Source organism: Lachnospiraceae bacterium GAM79, from assembly GCA_020735665.1.
Lineage (GTDB): Bacteria > Bacillota > Clostridia > Lachnospirales > Lachnospiraceae > Coprococcus.
Genome location: CP085928.1, coordinates 835,119 through 851,429, shown reverse-complemented (window position 1 = coordinate 851,429; position 16,311 = coordinate 835,119). Strand labels below are relative to the sequence as shown.

General features: G+C 38.8%; 18 protein-coding genes. 1 reads left to right on the top strand and 17 read right to left on the bottom strand.

The genetic code is table 11. The features are described from left to right. Positions 1 to 42 precede the first annotated feature (42 nt). Positions 43 to 1,791: an NFACT family protein gene (locus LK416_03735; GenBank protein ID UEA75303.1), complete on the bottom strand. Its 1,749-nt coding sequence runs from the start codon at positions 1,789 to 1,791 to the stop codon at positions 43 to 45. A 144-nt stretch (positions 1,792 to 1,935) separates the two neighbouring features. Next, complete coding sequence (glgA, locus tag LK416_03730) at positions 1,936 to 3,372, bottom strand: glycogen synthase GlgA (GenBank protein UEA75302.1); 1,437 nt, start codon at positions 3,370 to 3,372, stop codon at positions 1,936 to 1,938. A 228-nt stretch (positions 3,373 to 3,600) separates the two neighbouring features. On the opposite strand from glgA, the gene LK416_03725 reads away from it, so the two are divergent. Further along, a complete protein-coding gene (locus LK416_03725) occupies positions 3,601 to 3,915 on the top strand; it encodes a DUF1292 domain-containing protein (GenBank protein UEA75301.1) in 315 nt (104 codons plus the stop codon). On the opposite strand, the gene LK416_03720 is transcribed toward LK416_03725, so the two are convergent. From LK416_03720 to LK416_03650, 15 genes are all read right to left on the bottom strand, one after another. After that, the gene (locus LK416_03720; GenBank protein UEA75300.1) at positions 3,912 to 5,930 is read right to left on the bottom strand and encodes an ATP-dependent helicase; all 2,019 of its coding nucleotides are present in this window, start codon (positions 5,928 to 5,930) and stop codon (positions 3,912 to 3,914) included. The genes LK416_03725 and LK416_03720 overlap by 4 nt on opposite strands. Positions 5,931 to 6,037: 107 nt before the next feature. Next, entirely contained in the window at positions 6,038 to 6,541 is a 504-nt protein-coding gene (locus LK416_03715; GenBank protein UEA75299.1) for an SEC-C domain-containing protein, read from the bottom strand. Positions 6,542 to 6,595: 54 nt separating this feature from the next. Further along, positions 6,596 to 6,844, bottom strand: coding sequence for a hypothetical protein (locus LK416_03710; protein ID UEA75298.1), 249 nt, complete (start codon positions 6,842 to 6,844; stop codon positions 6,596 to 6,598). After that, the gene (locus LK416_03705) at positions 6,844 to 8,160 is read right to left on the bottom strand and encodes a replication-associated recombination protein A (GenBank protein UEA75297.1); all 1,317 of its coding nucleotides are present in this window, start codon (positions 8,158 to 8,160) and stop codon (positions 6,844 to 6,846) included. Before LK416_03705 ends, LK416_03710 begins: the two co-directional genes overlap by 1 nt. Positions 8,161 to 8,169: 9 nt before the next feature. Beyond that, on the bottom strand, positions 8,170 to 8,562 hold the full coding sequence (locus LK416_03700) for a response regulator (GenBank protein UEA75296.1): 393 nt from the start codon (positions 8,560 to 8,562) through the stop codon (positions 8,170 to 8,172). A gap of 18 nt (positions 8,563 to 8,580) precedes the next feature. Beyond that, positions 8,581 to 9,168, bottom strand: coding sequence for a TetR/AcrR family transcriptional regulator (locus LK416_03695; GenBank protein UEA75295.1), 588 nt, complete (start codon positions 9,166 to 9,168; stop codon positions 8,581 to 8,583). A 148-nt stretch (positions 9,169 to 9,316) separates the two neighbouring features. Then, the gene (locus LK416_03690; protein ID UEA75294.1) at positions 9,317 to 10,249 is read right to left on the bottom strand and encodes a DUF5688 family protein; all 933 of its coding nucleotides are present in this window, start codon (positions 10,247 to 10,249) and stop codon (positions 9,317 to 9,319) included. A gap of 306 nt (positions 10,250 to 10,555) precedes the next feature. Next, positions 10,556 to 11,617 (bottom strand): histidinol-phosphate transaminase, encoded by a 1,062-nt coding sequence (gene hisC / locus LK416_03685; protein ID UEA75293.1) that lies wholly within the window; start codon positions 11,615 to 11,617, stop codon positions 10,556 to 10,558. Between the two features lie 416 nt (positions 11,618 to 12,033). Next, on the bottom strand, positions 12,034 to 12,381 hold the full coding sequence (locus tag LK416_03680) for a hypothetical protein (GenBank protein UEA75292.1): 348 nt from the start codon (positions 12,379 to 12,381) through the stop codon (positions 12,034 to 12,036). Positions 12,382 to 12,704: 323 nt separating this feature from the next. Continuing rightward, the gene (locus LK416_03675; protein ID UEA75291.1) at positions 12,705 to 14,054 is read right to left on the bottom strand and encodes an MATE family efflux transporter; all 1,350 of its coding nucleotides are present in this window, start codon (positions 14,052 to 14,054) and stop codon (positions 12,705 to 12,707) included. Between the two features lie 65 nt (positions 14,055 to 14,119). After that, a complete protein-coding gene (locus LK416_03670) occupies positions 14,120 to 14,749 on the bottom strand; it encodes a CatB-related O-acetyltransferase (GenBank protein ID UEA75290.1) in 630 nt (209 codons plus the stop codon). Positions 14,750 to 14,833: 84 nt separating this feature from the next. Next, on the bottom strand, positions 14,834 to 15,457 hold the full coding sequence (locus LK416_03665) for a TetR/AcrR family transcriptional regulator (protein UEA75289.1): 624 nt from the start codon (positions 15,455 to 15,457) through the stop codon (positions 14,834 to 14,836). A gap of 84 nt (positions 15,458 to 15,541) precedes the next feature. Next, positions 15,542 to 15,679 (bottom strand): hypothetical protein, encoded by a 138-nt coding sequence (locus tag LK416_03660; protein ID UEA75288.1) that lies wholly within the window; start codon positions 15,677 to 15,679, stop codon positions 15,542 to 15,544. Then, positions 15,664 to 15,900 (bottom strand): hypothetical protein, encoded by a 237-nt coding sequence (locus tag LK416_03655; protein UEA75287.1) that lies wholly within the window; start codon positions 15,898 to 15,900, stop codon positions 15,664 to 15,666. Before LK416_03655 ends, LK416_03660 begins: the two co-directional genes overlap by 16 nt. Further along, on the bottom strand, positions 15,897 to 16,070 hold the full coding sequence (locus LK416_03650) for a TetR/AcrR family transcriptional regulator (GenBank protein ID UEA75286.1): 174 nt from the start codon (positions 16,068 to 16,070) through the stop codon (positions 15,897 to 15,899). Before LK416_03650 ends, LK416_03655 begins: the two co-directional genes overlap by 4 nt. Between the last annotated feature and the right edge of the window lie 241 nt (positions 16,071 to 16,311).

Genomic DNA, 16,311 nt, shown 5'->3' with positions numbered 1-16,311 from the left:
GATACTATATTATACTTCAACCACTATAAAAAATCAAATATTTTATCTGATTACCTCTTCTATTCCGTGTATCGTCGGCTCGGCTATCATAGAATAGTTTGTATGATAAATTACAAATCCGGGTTTTGCCCCTGCCGGTTTTTTCAGATTCATCCTTTTTGTATAGTCGATCTCCACCTTTGGATTTTCTCTGCCGGAGGAATAATATGCCGCAAGCCTTGCCGCCTCTTCATAAGTCTGGTCCGGAAGTTCTTCCGCTCCCTCCATCCGTACGATCACATGTGATCCGGGCATCTTCTTGGCATGGAACCACATATCTCCACCATTTGCAAACTTAAAGGTCAGTTCATCATTCTGCAGATTGTTCTTTCCGACATACATATGAAAGCCGTCAGACGAAATGTAATGATACGGTTTACTCTTATTCGTATGCTTGTCCCCCTTTTTTCCGTATCTGCCTTTGATATATCCGCTTATCATAAGCTCCTCTTTCACTTGTGCCAATGCATTCTCATCCAGAGTCATATCGATAAATGCCTGAACCGACTGAAGATATTCCAGCTCATGTCCCGTCTCAACAATCAGCTTTTCTAATGCTTCATACGTCCTCTTCTGTTTATTGTACTTTGCAAAATATCGTTTGGCATTTTCAAGCACCGATATCGTTGGATCGAGTGGAATCTCAATTTCTTCATTCGTATAATAATTCAGTGCATGGAAGCTCTTTGCTCCCTGCGCCACTCCATATCCATAGGTATTGATCAGCTCACCATATACCTTATATTTCTCTCGGTCTTCGGTATCCTTCATCTGCTTTAACTGCAGATCATATTTCTTGCTGGTTCTTTCGATCGCAGTTGAGATGATCTTCCGCAGGTCTGCCGACTTCTGCCGGATCCTTGTTACCTTGCTCTTCTTAAAGTAATACTCATCTAAAACCTTTGAAATTTCATCCTTATCTTCTGCCTGATAGTCCTGATACATACTGAGTCTTACCGATGAAAATTCAACCGGAACATACCCGTCATATACAATATTCGGCACATAGTTTTCTGTATTAATATCGGAAAACAGTTTCTCAAATTCCTGATACAGCTTCTCTTTCTGAACATCCGTTAACGCTGCTGTTGACTGTCCGCCATCAATCCCCGCGCGATAACAAAGCTCATTTGCGATCAGCGGTGAAATACCTGTAACAGAGGAATAAATTGCCTTTGTGACAGTTACCGGTTTTGTATATACCGTAGATATAAAATAATCCCGGTCTGCATCATATGGGGGACGCTTATCACCGGACGGCGGATATACATACGCTTTACCCGGAAGTACCTCTCTTACCGAGCTTACCAGATGGGATATATGTTTGATACTGTCAATGATCATTCCATCCGCATCCGTGAAGATAATATTACTGTGCTTACCCATGATCTCTATGATAAGTTTCTTTCTGCACAGATCTCCCATCTCATCAAGATGCTCGATCGTGAATTCCACGATACGTTCAAAACCCGGCTGGCAGACATCTACGATTCTGCCATTTCCGATATGCTTACGAAGCAGCATACAGAAATTCGGAGCTGTCATCGGATTCTCCTTCGGCACCTGCAGCAGATAGATCAGAGGTAGACTTGCATCTGCAGATAACAGTAAGCGGTAATTCTCCCTGTTGTTTTTTATAATAATATTCAGTTCATCATTTTCCGGCTGATAGATCTTATAGATCCTTCCATCCACTAATTTCTTTTTCAGATCACTTACAACATTTGATATTACAACTCCGTCAAAAGCCATATGAAACCACCTTTCCTGCGCAGATCCGCATATTTTCATATTCACGCAGCTTGTCTCTCCGTTCTGCGGTAAAAAGGCAGAAAATGTATCGCAACATCTTCTGCCTGATTTTTCATTTATGAAAAATAAGTTTGTTCGTTCATTTTATAATGAATTATACAGATCATTATAGATCTTTGCTGAATTATACCATGAGTAATCCATTCTCATGCCACGCTCCTGAATACCATACCATGCGTCTTTATTATTATAATAAACTTCCTTTGCATAGTTGATCGCATCAAGCAACTCATATGCATTGTAATTTGCAAATGAGAAACCTGTTCCTGTATTCTCAAACTGATTGTATGGTTCTACCGTGTCCTTAAGTCCTCCTGTCTCTCTTACGATCGGAACTGTTCCATAACGAAGTGCCATTAACTGGGTCAGACCACATGGCTCAAATCTGGATGGAACAAGCATAACATCACAGCCAGCATACATCTTATGAGATCTTTCATCCGAATAATAAATATTCGCTGAAACCTTTGCCGGATGAATGCCCTGATAATAACGGAACATATCTTCATATCTGCTATCTCCGGTTCCGAGAACGATAAATTGGACACCATCGCAACAAATATCATTCATAATGCGATCAACCAGATCCAGTCCCTTCTGGTCTGTCAGTCTGGATATGATACCGATCACAAACTGCTTATCATCCTGTGGAAGTCCACATTCCTTCTGAAGTTCAACCTTATTGATCTTTTTCAGTTCACGGAAGTTATCTACACTGTAATTCTTATATACCTGTGGATCTGTTGCCGGATTCCATACATCATAATCAATTCCGTTTACAATTCCCCAGAGTGACTGCCATCTTGCACTCAGAAGTCCATCCAAGCCTTCACCGTAATATGGTGTCTGAATCTCTCTGGCATATGTGTTACTTACTGTTGTGATCTTGTCTGCATATACAAGACCGCCCTTTAACATACTTGCATCTTTTCTGACTTCCAGCTTATCCGGTGTAAATACATAATCCGGAAGACCGGAATCCGCCTTGATCGTATCGATATCCCATTTACCCTGAAACTGTAAATTATGGATCGTCATAACCGACTTCATTCCACTGAAAAACGGATTTCCGGCAAATAATGTTTTCAAATATACCGGAACCAGACCCGCCTGCCAGTCATGGCAGTGCAGGATATCCGGCTGAAATCCAACTGCCGGCAGGATACATAACGCTGCCTTTGAAAAGAAGCTGAACTTTTCAATATCCCACTTTACATCTCCATATGGAGTGAAGCCATTGAAATAATATTCATTGTCAATGAAATATACTTTTACTCCTTCGTACTCCAGATACATAACCCCAACATAATCATTCTTGTATCCAATATCCATATAGAAATGAGTCAGGTACTGCATCTTTTCTCTGTATTTATTTGGAATACAAAGATAGTTTGGCATAATAACCCGAACATCATATTCATTTCTGTCAAATATTTTTGGAAGTGTTCCTACAACATCCGCCAGACCACCCGTTTTGATAAATGGCACACACTCTGAAGCAATATAAGCAACTTTCTTCATCTTCTCTAATTTCCTCCCATGGAATAACTCCAAAATAATATTAATTTTATCATATTTATACATATAATTCAATGAATAAAGCACCTGCATTTTATTGCTTTATAAAAATTTGGATGTAGACTTTTTGTTATTTTTCCATTATCATGGAATTATCCGGTCAATATGATTTTAAATGATAACAACATATCATAAAGTTACCGGTAATTTTATTTGATAAGGAGATCAAACATGTCAAAACAGAATGATGAAGAATTAGATGATATCGAAATGATGTCCCTTGAACTTGATGACGGAACAAAGCTCGAATGTGAGATTGTTGCAACCTTCGATGTTGAAGATACCTCTTATATTGCTTTGCTTCCTATAGAAGCACCGGAAGGCTACGATGATGACGAAGTCCTTGTATACCGCTATATCGAGCTTCCAAATGACGAGTTCACCTTAGAACCGATCGAAGACGAAGAAGAATTTGATATTGTCGCAGATGCTTTTGATGAAATCTTAGACGAAATGGAATTCAATTCCATGTCTGAAGATGATTAGTCATCTTCAGACATGGTAACCAGATTATTTTTAATCGTATATTCAATACTTAATGTTTTTGTGATCTGGTCTTTCTCAAAATAAACACAAATTTTTTTATCATCCACAAATGTTATGACACCTCTGCCATATCGTTTGTGGATGATTTTATTTCCAATCTGCAGCATATCATGATCAACTACCATCTCTGTGACAAAACGCGATATCCGGGCTGTCTTTCCATAAACCACCTTAGGTACATAGATATATAATCCGTACCGTGCTCTGGTAACTGCAACATAGAACATCCTACGCTCTTCTTCTAATTCAGCATCCGCAACCGACTTCTTATGAGGGGTCATCCCCTCTACCGCATTCATGATAAATACCTGATCAAATTCCAGACCTTTTGCCCCATGCATCGTAGCAAGTACAACTGCATCCCTGGTGTGATCCGTCGTTTTCATCTGTTCCTTAAGCTTTATCCTGTATTCATTTAAAAAATTAAACCATTCAATAAAAGAATCCGCATCCCGTGCCATTTCCTGAAATTCATCCGCAATATCCATATACTCCTGCGGATTAATCCCTCTGTATGAGGCATATTCCTTCAAATACTCGTCATACCCAACTGCTTTTCTGATATAATTAACCGCTGCATATGGCTTTAATTCTGCGATTCTTCTGAGATCTGCTTCCAGTGTTACCATATTCTGTACCAGCCTGTTATTATCCCTATAGAATTCTTTCATCCGTTCCGTATCAACCGGATCAGTCTCCAGACTTTCCCGGCTTACGTATCGATTCGGACGATTTATAATTCGTAAAAACAAAGCTCGTTCCCTGTTTCCAAGTGCTGCCTTTATATAATCAAGAATATTCACAACTACGAAATGTGACATCAGATCAGGTATACTATCCTTCACACGAAAAGGGATATTACTCTGCATCAGCTTCATTGCAAGTCCTGATGGTTCAGAATTTGTCCTGTAAAGTACAGCAATATTCGAATACGGGATTCCGTTTTGATTCATCTTCCGAATTTTCTGTACAATCCCGTCTGTTTCCTGTCTCATTCCATCCACTTCGATCACATGAACCCGTTCACACTGACTTTTTTCAAATGCCGAATGAATTGCCTTTTTATATCTTTCCTTATTATTCTTTATAATACGACAAGCAGATTCTACAATGGCACTGCTGCATCTGTAATTTGTATTCAGATATACCAGCCTTGTTCCCGGAAATTCATTTGGAAATCCAAGCATAAGCTTTGTATCCGCTCCACGGAACCCATAGACTGACTGATCATCATCCCCTACAGCAAATATATTCTGTTTCTTTCCAAGCAGAAGTTTTACGGTTTGGTACTGTATCCAATTGATATCCTGAAACTCATCGATCAGAATATATTGAAATCTCTGTTGCCACATTTTCCGAATATCCGATCTGTCACGAAGCAATTCATATGTAAATACAAGCATATCATCAAAATCGATTTTATTGTTTGCACGCAGGATCTCATCATATTCCCGGTAAGTGATTTGAAAATCATCTGCCTTCATATTCACTGAATGGTACTGTTCCACCGGTTTCATCTCACTTTTTACCAAGCCGATCTCTGCTATCACATTCTTTGCAAAATCATCCTGTCCGTTATATTCCATATTATGCTTTTCAATGATTCCATTTATGATCTGATACTTCTCTGATTCGAGTATAATATTGCTACTATTATATCCGTAAGCATGACGTAGGATCATGAAAAACACAGAATGAAATGTTCCAAATGTAACTCCATCGGAATAACCACTTATTTTCTCAAATCGTGTCCTCATTTCATTTGCTGCAGCTTTTGTAAATGTTATCACCAGAATCTGATTCCCGTTTATACCTGTCTGCTCCAGCATATATTTCACACGATACGTAATTACGGTTGTTTTGCCGCTTCCGGGTCCCGCCAGGACCAGCATAGGTCCATCTTCATACCGGATCGCATCTGTTTGTTCTTTGCTGAATTGCTGTTTCTTTTCCAATTGTTTCTTCCCTTCAACTGAAAAGAGAACAGGACGGATACCACCATCTGTCTGTTCTCTTTGTCTTTCCCTGTTATTGAATTCTGCTATAGTTACCCTGTAACTGATTATCTACCGCAGCACTTCTTATACTTCTTACCGCTACCACATGGACATGGATCATTTCTTCCAACCTTTGGAGGTTTTACAAGTGTTCTGGATGTCTTCTCTTTTTTATAAAGCTCGTCTCGCTTTTCTTTTGTAAAGATCTTATCCCATGCAGGTAATGTATATAACCATTCTGCATTACACCCAACCATATTCATATACAGTTTCTCATAATCAATACCCAGTGTTACTTCTGAATCCTCTGTTACATCATCCAGATTGTTAGATGTGATCAAACTGTCATCAATTCCATCCAGGAAACCGATCATTGTCTGAATGCTGACATTATACTTCTCTGCAAGTTCTTTCACAGTTCCTTTCACAGGATCTGCCTTTGGTGTTGCAAGAATTGTTTCATAGATTCCTTTTTCAGCCTGAAAATAATCAAACCAGAATTGCTTTCCTTCCGGTGTTCTGTCATCAAAACCATACGCATATTCGCGCCACTGTGATAATAAACTCATGTTACATACCTCGTTTCAATTTTTAAAACTTTATAGAGTATATCAGATTATACCTTATTTTTCAACATTATTCTTTTTTGTTTCGACGTCTGACCCGGTCTGATTCGCAAGTTCTTTTCCTTTTGCTGTAAGCAGCCTTGTGACCAGACTGATTCCATAAAATAGTACCGGTACCAGAATACACAGAAACAATGCTGCCGAAAAATATTCACTTCCTGTTATCCCAAGGATAAACGCCCAAACAACCAGTCCTAAGATCACTAGGATCATAAGAAAAGCTGCTATCCGCTTTATTATCTCCATTAAAGTCCTTCCTTTATCTTCTTAAAATATTGTTTTATATTCTGCTCATATCCGTTATCCGACGGCTCATAAAACTGCCTGTCCGCAATCTCATCCGGCAGATACTGCTGTTTTACATAATGATTGGGATAATCATGTGCATATTTATAACCTGTATGTCCAAGCTTCTTCGCTCCGCCATAATGTGCATCTCGAAGATAGACCGGAACCTGCCCCGACTGTTCATGTTCTACGACATCCTTCGCAGAAAAGATCGCATTCACAATAGCATTGCTCTTTGGAGCACACGCCACATATATAGCTGCATGTGCCAGTATGATCTGTGCCTCCGGCATACCAACCCGTTCCACTGCCTGCGCACATGCCGTTGCAACACAGATTGCATTCGGATCTGCATTTCCAACATCCTCACAGGCACAAATCATAATTCTCCTGGCAATAAACGTGATACTCTCACCACCGTAAAGCATCTTAGCCAGATAGAAAACAGCTGCATCCGGATCTGATCCACGCATGCTTTTTATAAATGCTGATATAATGTCATAATGATTATCTCCGTCTTTATCATACCGAAGTGCCCGCCGCTGAATACATTCCTCTGCTACTGCCAGAGTTATATGAATCCTGCCGTCCGCTGCCGGCTCTGAAGAAAGCACGCCAAGTTCCACTGCATTTAATGCACTTCTGGCGTCTCCCTCCGACATATCACTTAAGAACTCTACCGCATCATCATCTATACATACATTAAAGGCTCCCATGCCCTTCTGGTCATAAACAGCCTTTAAGATAATGTCTTTAATGTTCTCTTTTGATAACGGCTTTAGCTCGAATATATTCGACCTCGAAATCAAAGCTCCATTCACTTCAAAATATGGATTCTCCGTCGTGGCACCGATCAATATGATCGTTCCATCTTCAACAAACGGCAACAGATAATCCTGCTGCGATTTATTAAACCTGTGAATCTCATCGATAAACAGAATCGTACGCCTGCCATACATAGCTTTCGTATTCTTTGCTTCCTCGATGATCTGCTCCATATCCTTTTTACCGGAAGTTGTCGCATTGATCTGTTTGAAATCCGCTTTTGTCGTATGCGCGATCACCATAGCAAGTGTTGTCTTTCCTGTCCCCGGAGGTCCATAAAAGATCAATGAGCCCAACTTATCCGCCTTGATCGCACGATATAACAATTTATTCTTACCTATGATATGTTCCTGTCCAATTACTTCGTCCAGATTTTCCGGGCGCATTCTCTTTGCCAGTGGAGAATCATCATCCTTCTGATTCTCTCTCATATAATCAAACAAATCCATCTATCTGTCCTAAATTACATCCAATTTCTTAAGAATATCATTCAACTTCATAATATCAATCGGCTTACAGATGTATTCATCATAATCATCACTTGCCTGATTGCTGTCAAAACTTGTTTCATCCAAAGCACTGGTCATTATTACCTTGGAACGTAGCATTCTGGATACCCCGTGCTTTCTCTCAGCATTTCGAATCGATGCAAGTACTTTATAACCATCAATCTTTGGCATCATAATATCCAGACATACAAGTTCGAAGTTTTCGCCTTTTTCCAGGTGTTTTACAAACTCATCCACAGCTGCAATTCCATCCGGTGTAATAACAACCTCTCCGAATTTGCTTAAATATTTTGATAAAAACTTTGCATTTGCAACATCGTCCTCAGCAATTAAAATTCTCATGACAAACTTCCTCCTATACTAGAATTTCAGCATCTTTTCAATCTGGTTCAACATTTCCTTCACTTCCACACGAAATGTCTTCTTCGAATACTTTGTTCTTCGCTCCAGTAAGCCTTCAGTAAATATACCATTAAACATCAATGTCAGTTCTCTCGGGGTAAATACAGCCCGAATCTCTCTCTCTGCTATAGCATCTTCAAAAAGCTTACAGACAAATTCGTTTCTTTTCAGTATACATTCTGAGATAATCTCCCGTGTCTCACTTAAATGTAATAATTCCTCATAATGCAACATGATTGCTCCCATACCGATATAATTATCATAGTATGTAGCATATGTATCTGCATAAAACCTTAACTTATCCATATTTGAGCCACTCTGCTTTACTACCGTCATCTGAATATTTTTATCAAATACAGCATACTGCAGAACTACTTCTGTAAGTACTTCATCTATGCCCCCGAAATACTTATAAATTAGGGTTTCGGATATATTTTCTTTACGAGCCAGATTTTTCGTTGTCAGAGCGTTCAACCCTAGATCGCCGATCAATTCGACTGCCGATGCAACAATTTTATCTCTCCTTGATACATAATTTTCAGCCACACCGTTCTCCTCTCAACACATAAATTTACACCCAATACACCTTTTAATTCTATGTCATGCTCTTTCTTTTGTCAATACAGAGAATCATCCGTCCGTGCTGTTAGTTCTTTTGTTATTTATTTTTCAATGTACCTTTATACTTTGAGATCTATACCGGAACTGTTTCCTGTTCCGACCGGATCATCATTAGCCTTTTCGCCTTTCTACTGTACCGATATGCATTATAGGATAATATATCCGACTGGCTGATCACTTTGTCGTTTGCCTCCTGAACAATCTCGGTCAGCAACTCAGGATCATCTACTATAGACACCCCTGCAAATATCGTTTCATGAATACTGGATGGCAATACATATATATCCTCCCCAACCAGATCTGCACAATCCGCAAGCAGACCTTCATATAAAAGCGCCGCTGCTCCGTTGATCCCAAACGAATTAGACAGCACATAGAGTTTATCATCGTCCTGCGGGAAATCTTCTAATAAGGAATCCGGCACGTTTGCATGAACCTTCAGATAACGAGTAATCTTATCCATTACAGGAGGGAAAAGTCGTGGCGTATTCTTTGCTGCCAACTGATACAACAATTTCGTATCTACCCCCCATCGTTTCATATCATCCTCGGATACTACCGATGACGCAATCCCATTTTGACCGATATGGAAAACACAACGGAATACAATCGCCAGATCATAGAATGGCAGATATGGGACATTCTGCAGCATTTCTTCATTCATAGAATGGTTTATCAAGGTATAAAAGATTCTCTCACTTACCCAGTCAAAATCCAAATAATTTTTCACCTCTTCCCCGACCGGATTCTCCTTGCATCTTCCCTGATAGATTCGTTTGATCTTCAGTACAATGTTGTCAATCTCCTTTTTATCCACATCTTCTCTGTAAAAATCATTGATATAAATCGTAGGTGCCACCATCGTATGTGCCTGTCTTATATTAATTCCCGTCAGCATAATTCCATTATTCTTTACTATTTTATTCACGGTTATGTCCATATCATTCATCTCAAATACCTGAACCAACCCTGTTTTTATAGTTTCTGTAAATTCCTCAAAATTCATTTTATCTCTCCTTCGTAACTTATATTGAAACGTTTCGAAAATTGATAAAATCCGGATTTTTGTCTGAAATATTTCTGACTCCCATAATAAAAAGAGATTAGATTAAAGTCAACATTTTGCGTGTGCTATTTTGAGTCATTTGTGCTATATTAACACATACATATACGCAACGTGCATAACTGCGCGAAAAAAAATAAGCCAAAATCAAATCTGTTTTCTGATATTTTTATGAAAAACAAATCTTTCTTTTGGCTTATTTATTAGCTTTATACTATAATTGCTTTTAATTTTCAGTCATTGTAAATTTTAATTCTGCTTTGTCTCTACATATCCCTTTAAGAATGCAACAAATGCGTCCATCTCTGCGTCAGTTCCAATCGAGATTCTCAGATAATTGTCAATCCTTGGCTTATCAAAATAACGCACATAGATATTATTCTCTTTTGCCGCAGCAAAAATCTCCTTTGCAGGAATACTCTCATGTGTTGCAAATACAAAGTTTGCAGATGATGGCAGACAGGTAAATCCAAGCTCTGCGATCTCTTTCACAAATCTTTCTCTGGTTGCAATGATCTGTCCAACCTTCTCCCTGAAATATGCATCATCATGAATGGATTCTACACCGAGCACCAGAGACGGGCGGTTCATCGTATATGAATTATAGGAGTATTTCACATCATTTAAGGCTTTGATCAGTTCAGAGTTGCTGATCGCATAACCGATTCGAAGTCCCGCCATGGAACGTGATTTTGAAAAGGTTCTGACTACCACAAGATTGTCGTATTTGTCGATCAGCGGAAGTGCTGTTTCTCCTCCAAAATCAATATATGCCTCATCTACGATCACGATCACGTCCGGATTGTTCTTTATGATCTCCTCTACATGATCCAACGATTCGTAGATACCGGTCGGTGCGTTTGGATTCGGGAATACGATTCCACCGTTTTCGCCCTTATAATCATCTATCTTCAGACGGAAGTTCTCATCAAGTGGCATCTGCTTATATGGAATCCGGAACAGTTCTGCCCATACATCATAAAAAGAATATGTGATATCCGGAAACAGAATCGGTTTATCCGAATTAAAGAAGGTCAAAAATGACATTGCAAGTACATCATCGGAACCTACACCTACAAATACCTGTGATGCATCCACACCATGATACTCCGCCAGTGCGTCCACCAGTACGCTTGCCGTCGGATCCGGATATAACCGTAACAGATCCTCATTATCCTGAACCGCTTTTACTCTTGGAGACGGTCCATACGGATTCTCATTTGTATTTAATTTGATCACATTTGTATTCTTTGGCTGCTCACCAGGTACATATGGCTCAACCTGACGAATATTATCTCTCCATGATGCCATGATTTATCCTCCATGTTATCTCTGCTAATCAGCAGGTTATCGTTTTCAGTTGTCTATTCTATCATTTTGTAGGATGAGATACAAGATAGGAATCATCTGACACTTATTTATAAAAGGACTCTACGATTGCATCCACAACTTCTTCTTTGGACTTTTTACCATACAGATAATAGTCAGCATTCGTTTTAAAGGAATCGTAGATATTTTCCTTCTCAAATATCGGCGGCAAAATTTCCAACCGATCTGTATTCTGTTCTCTCTTATCATCAGCAAGCTTCTCATAACCAACAAGCTTACCTTCTTCATCCAGAACATTTCTGGCTGCAGCTCACTCATATCGTCAGATGCGGTAAGGGCATCACTGAGTTCCCTGCTGTAAAATTCTGCGATCAGGATTGCATTTTTATTTAACCGTTTCAGATAATAAAGCCGGTCATAACATTTACTATAGTCAAAAAACACCCGGATCCTGTTTTTGAATTATTGATATTATTATCAAGATAAGCGAATAATCCTCCATTTGGAAATAACTGTATCGTTGTATTCGATATCCAGCCAATCGTAGAATCATCTGCATACACGATTCCAAAGTCAGAGAAATTCTCCAGAATACCCAAATCATCCAGTCGGTTCTTGATCGTCTTCTCGGTCTGAAGCTTTTCAAATGTATCGAGAGCCGGCGCCGTTGAATCGAACTCATAATATAGCTCATCAGAGAATAACAATGCCGCCGTATCTTCTATCTTTCCAAGATAGCTATTCACATTATTAATCTGCTGCCTATTTCCTTGTGCAACCAGGTTAACAACCTTATTCTGCATCTCGTTTCAAGATTTTCTTGTTATTATAAATGAAACAACCCCTACTGTTATCGTGATCACAATAAAAAACAGCAGTATTGTCTTTGCCTTAATTTCTCGTATCTGAATTTCTGTTTTTGTATTTTCTGAAAATGCCATTTTCCGCTCCATATTCAAACTGACATACTACAACCTTCGTTCTATGCCGGGAATAGGTACATTCTATATCTGTACTGCCCGGATAGAAATATTATACTCAATTTTTCAGATATGGCGTATAAATCCTTTTATAACAGAATGTGTTTTTTCCAAATTCCGGCTTTGTAAAATAAAAATGATATTATAGCTCCAACGGCTGTCGCGATCGGTATAGATATCGCAATTCCTCTTACACCAAGTTCACAAAGAAATGCCAGAACATATGCTAACGGAATACGAACGATAAATGCAGATATCATATTTGTAACCAGCGTAATCCATCCATTTCCAGTTGCGGTTGAAACCGTATTAAATGACATGATAAATGGAAGTCCCACATATTCAAACGAAAAAGCAAAGATATACGGCATACCATAGACTAGGACATCTTCTTTTACGCCAAACAGATGAAATATCTGCTCCGGGAATATATGCATCAACGTAAACACGACCAAAGACACACCAATACAGAGAACCAGACAACAGTGCATAGTCTTTGATGATCGTTTCACATCTTTCTTGCCCATATTCTGTGCGATCATGGCTGATGCAGCCGAGCTGATCGCTGCTTCCGGAAGAATTGCAAATCCATTAAAGTTATTTACTATTCCTGCTGCAGCCGATGCTGCTACACCACCCGCCCTGTTAATGAATGTAGTCAAGATCAAAAACGAAAAATTTGTACCAACCATTTGAATACTAAGCGGCAATCCGGTACGAAGCAGAGTGTGGAATTCCTCTTTTATAAAATGAAAAGAAGATGGTTTGAAATCAAACATAAAATCATGATGTTTTAAATATATTATACAAAATAACATCGAACAGCCCTGTGCAAATACAGTTGCAACAGCAGCACCACCGGCTCCTAAATGACATCCGGCAACCAGCACCAGATCCAAAATAATGTTGATCACACATGCAATCATAACAAAGATCATCGGTGTCCGGCTGTCACCAAGTCCACGCATAATTGCACTTAATGCATTATAACCATAAATAAATAATAGGCCCAAAGTGCAAATAAACAAATACTGTTCTGCCTGTGAAAATGCCTCTTCAGGTGTATCAAGTAATCGAAGTAATGGCTGTTTTAACATAAATAACAGTACCATAAATACTGCTGCCATAACTGTCAATGTTATGAATAATGTACTGATCGCTCCATTAATCTTATCCTTACGTTTTGATCCAAGATAATTTCCAAGCATCACAGTTCCTCCGCCTGACAGTCCCGCGGCAAGATTTGTCAGGATCACAAGCACCTGGCCTCCGATATTAGCTGCCGATATGGAATTTGTTCCGCCAAAATGTCCTAATATGATCAGATCGATCAGGCTGTATAAGGACTGGATCAAATTACTGATAAAAAACGGCACAGCAAACCATACAAGCTGCTTCCAGATATTTCCTTTTGTAAGATCATGTTCAAATGTACTCATGTCTACATTCACCTCTTTTGTAATTAAAATGGTATATATCCTTTATTAAAGTCATGTTTTTATTTCTAATTCATACGCTCTAACATACTTATATCACCAGACTGTATTGCCTGAATATTCTTTTTAATTCGTTCTTCTTCCCAGTCCCACCATCTGATTTCTTCAAGTTTCTGAATTGTTTCTTCATCAAATCGTTTACGGATTGGCTTTGCCGGCACTCCTCCAACTACCGTATATGAAGGCACATCTTTTGTTACCACTGCACGAGTGCCTATAATTGCGCCATCACCGATTGTTACACCAGACAAAATAACTGCTTCATATCCAATCCACACATCATTTCCAATTACAATATCACCCTTATTATCCCATGCATCGCATATATTCTTTGCATCCAACCCCCATTCTTCAAAGAAAATAGGAAACGGATACGTAGATAACGATTCCATTGCGTGATTTGCACTGGTAAATAAAAATTTTGCTCCACATGCAATAGAACAGAATTTTCCAATTTTTAGCTTATCCTTATTAACAGGATAATGATACAAAACATTATTTTTTTCAAAATCAATCGGATCATGTACAAAATCGTTGTACATTGTATAATCCCCTACCTCTATATCAGGGGTATTTATTACATTTTTCAGATAAACGATCTGTTTATCGAATGTCCTAGGGAAAATTTTATCTTTCATTTTCTTCCTCCTGTTGTCGAAAATATCTGTATAATTCTCGAAATCTCCATAACTGCAACCTTCAGCATCACACCACCGGACATTTTAGTTTGATATATTTTCCTGCATTTCCTGTAGAAAATGATCCATGTGATTTTCCAGAAGCCTTATCACCCGACTCTTGTCATCTACTCCATCATATATGCTGTAAAGCAAAAAAATAGGCCCATAAAAATCAAGTGCTGTCTGTCTGGCTTTTCTTGTATCCCCCAGCATATCCGAGAACAAAGCTTCTATATAAGTTAACGGTCCACCTGCAAGATAATTCTGATATAACTGTGCCATCTGCGGCTCCCTGTACTGTTCCAATGTCAGCATCTTACGGAAACAGGATGAAAACTCTTCCTCTGTCCAGTGAAGAAACTGCACCTTTGTAAACTGCTTAATTTTATCAAATGCTGTTTCTTTATACTCGGCCACAACCTTTTCCAGATCGCCCTCCGGCATTTCATACCGCTTTACTCTCTCCATATCCAGTTCATTCATTTTATCAATAATACTGTCCAATATCTCCTGCTTGCTTTTATAATGCTTATACAATGCAGCCTTGGTTACTCCAAGCTTTGAAGCAATATCATTCATGGATGTTCCCATATATCCGCTCTGTGCAAATAATTTTAAAGCTTCTTCCAGTATTTTGTTCTTTGTATTCTTTTCTTTAATCTCCACACTTGTCTCCTAAATCAGCCTCATCAATCGGTTACCTTTTGGCCACTTTATTATAGTTACCTATCGGTTACTTGTCAACAGCTATTATTTAAAAATAGAAAAGAACATCGTTAACTGCCTATCAAACTCTTCCACTTCCTGCTCGTCAACCAGATAGCCCTCCGGTGTTGCATATTCCCCTGTAATCCCATCCAGAAACCCTGGTATCAATTCTTTACACAAAAAAAATGATGCATCTTCCCCCTCCGGCAATCCGTGATAACGGATACCATACTCGCTTGCCTGTCTGAAACCACTCTTACCATAAAAATCAATATTTCCTTCATGATATTATATTTTACAAAATCATCCAATGACACCGTCTCATACTTTTCAGGCATTCTCTCTTTATCATCCTCCGGCATATCATGATCTGATGCCTGCTCACTATCCTGTTGCTTCATCCGCTCCACAATACAGTTAAAAATATCTTTTTTGCTCTTATAATGATGGTATAATCTCCCTTTGTCATACCAAGTTCTCCTGCTATCTGGCTGACTGAGACAGCGTCGTAACCATCCCTGGCGAAAAGATTAAGTGCCGCAATTAATATTTCTTCTTTTCTATTACTCATACTAATAACCTCCGGGCAAAAAATAAACGACCGTTTACACTTTTATTTTAGTAAACGTTCGTTTATTTGCCAAGGCTTCATTTTTTAACATTTAAGCAAAACCTGAAATGTTCTCATATCGACTTTATGCTGTGATTATAATTTTCTTTTGCCTCCCATTATTCCATATACATCCTCCTTCAGCCTAAATCCGCACGTTACGTGCTGTCAAAGGCTTTTATGATTTTTTTATTTCATAAAA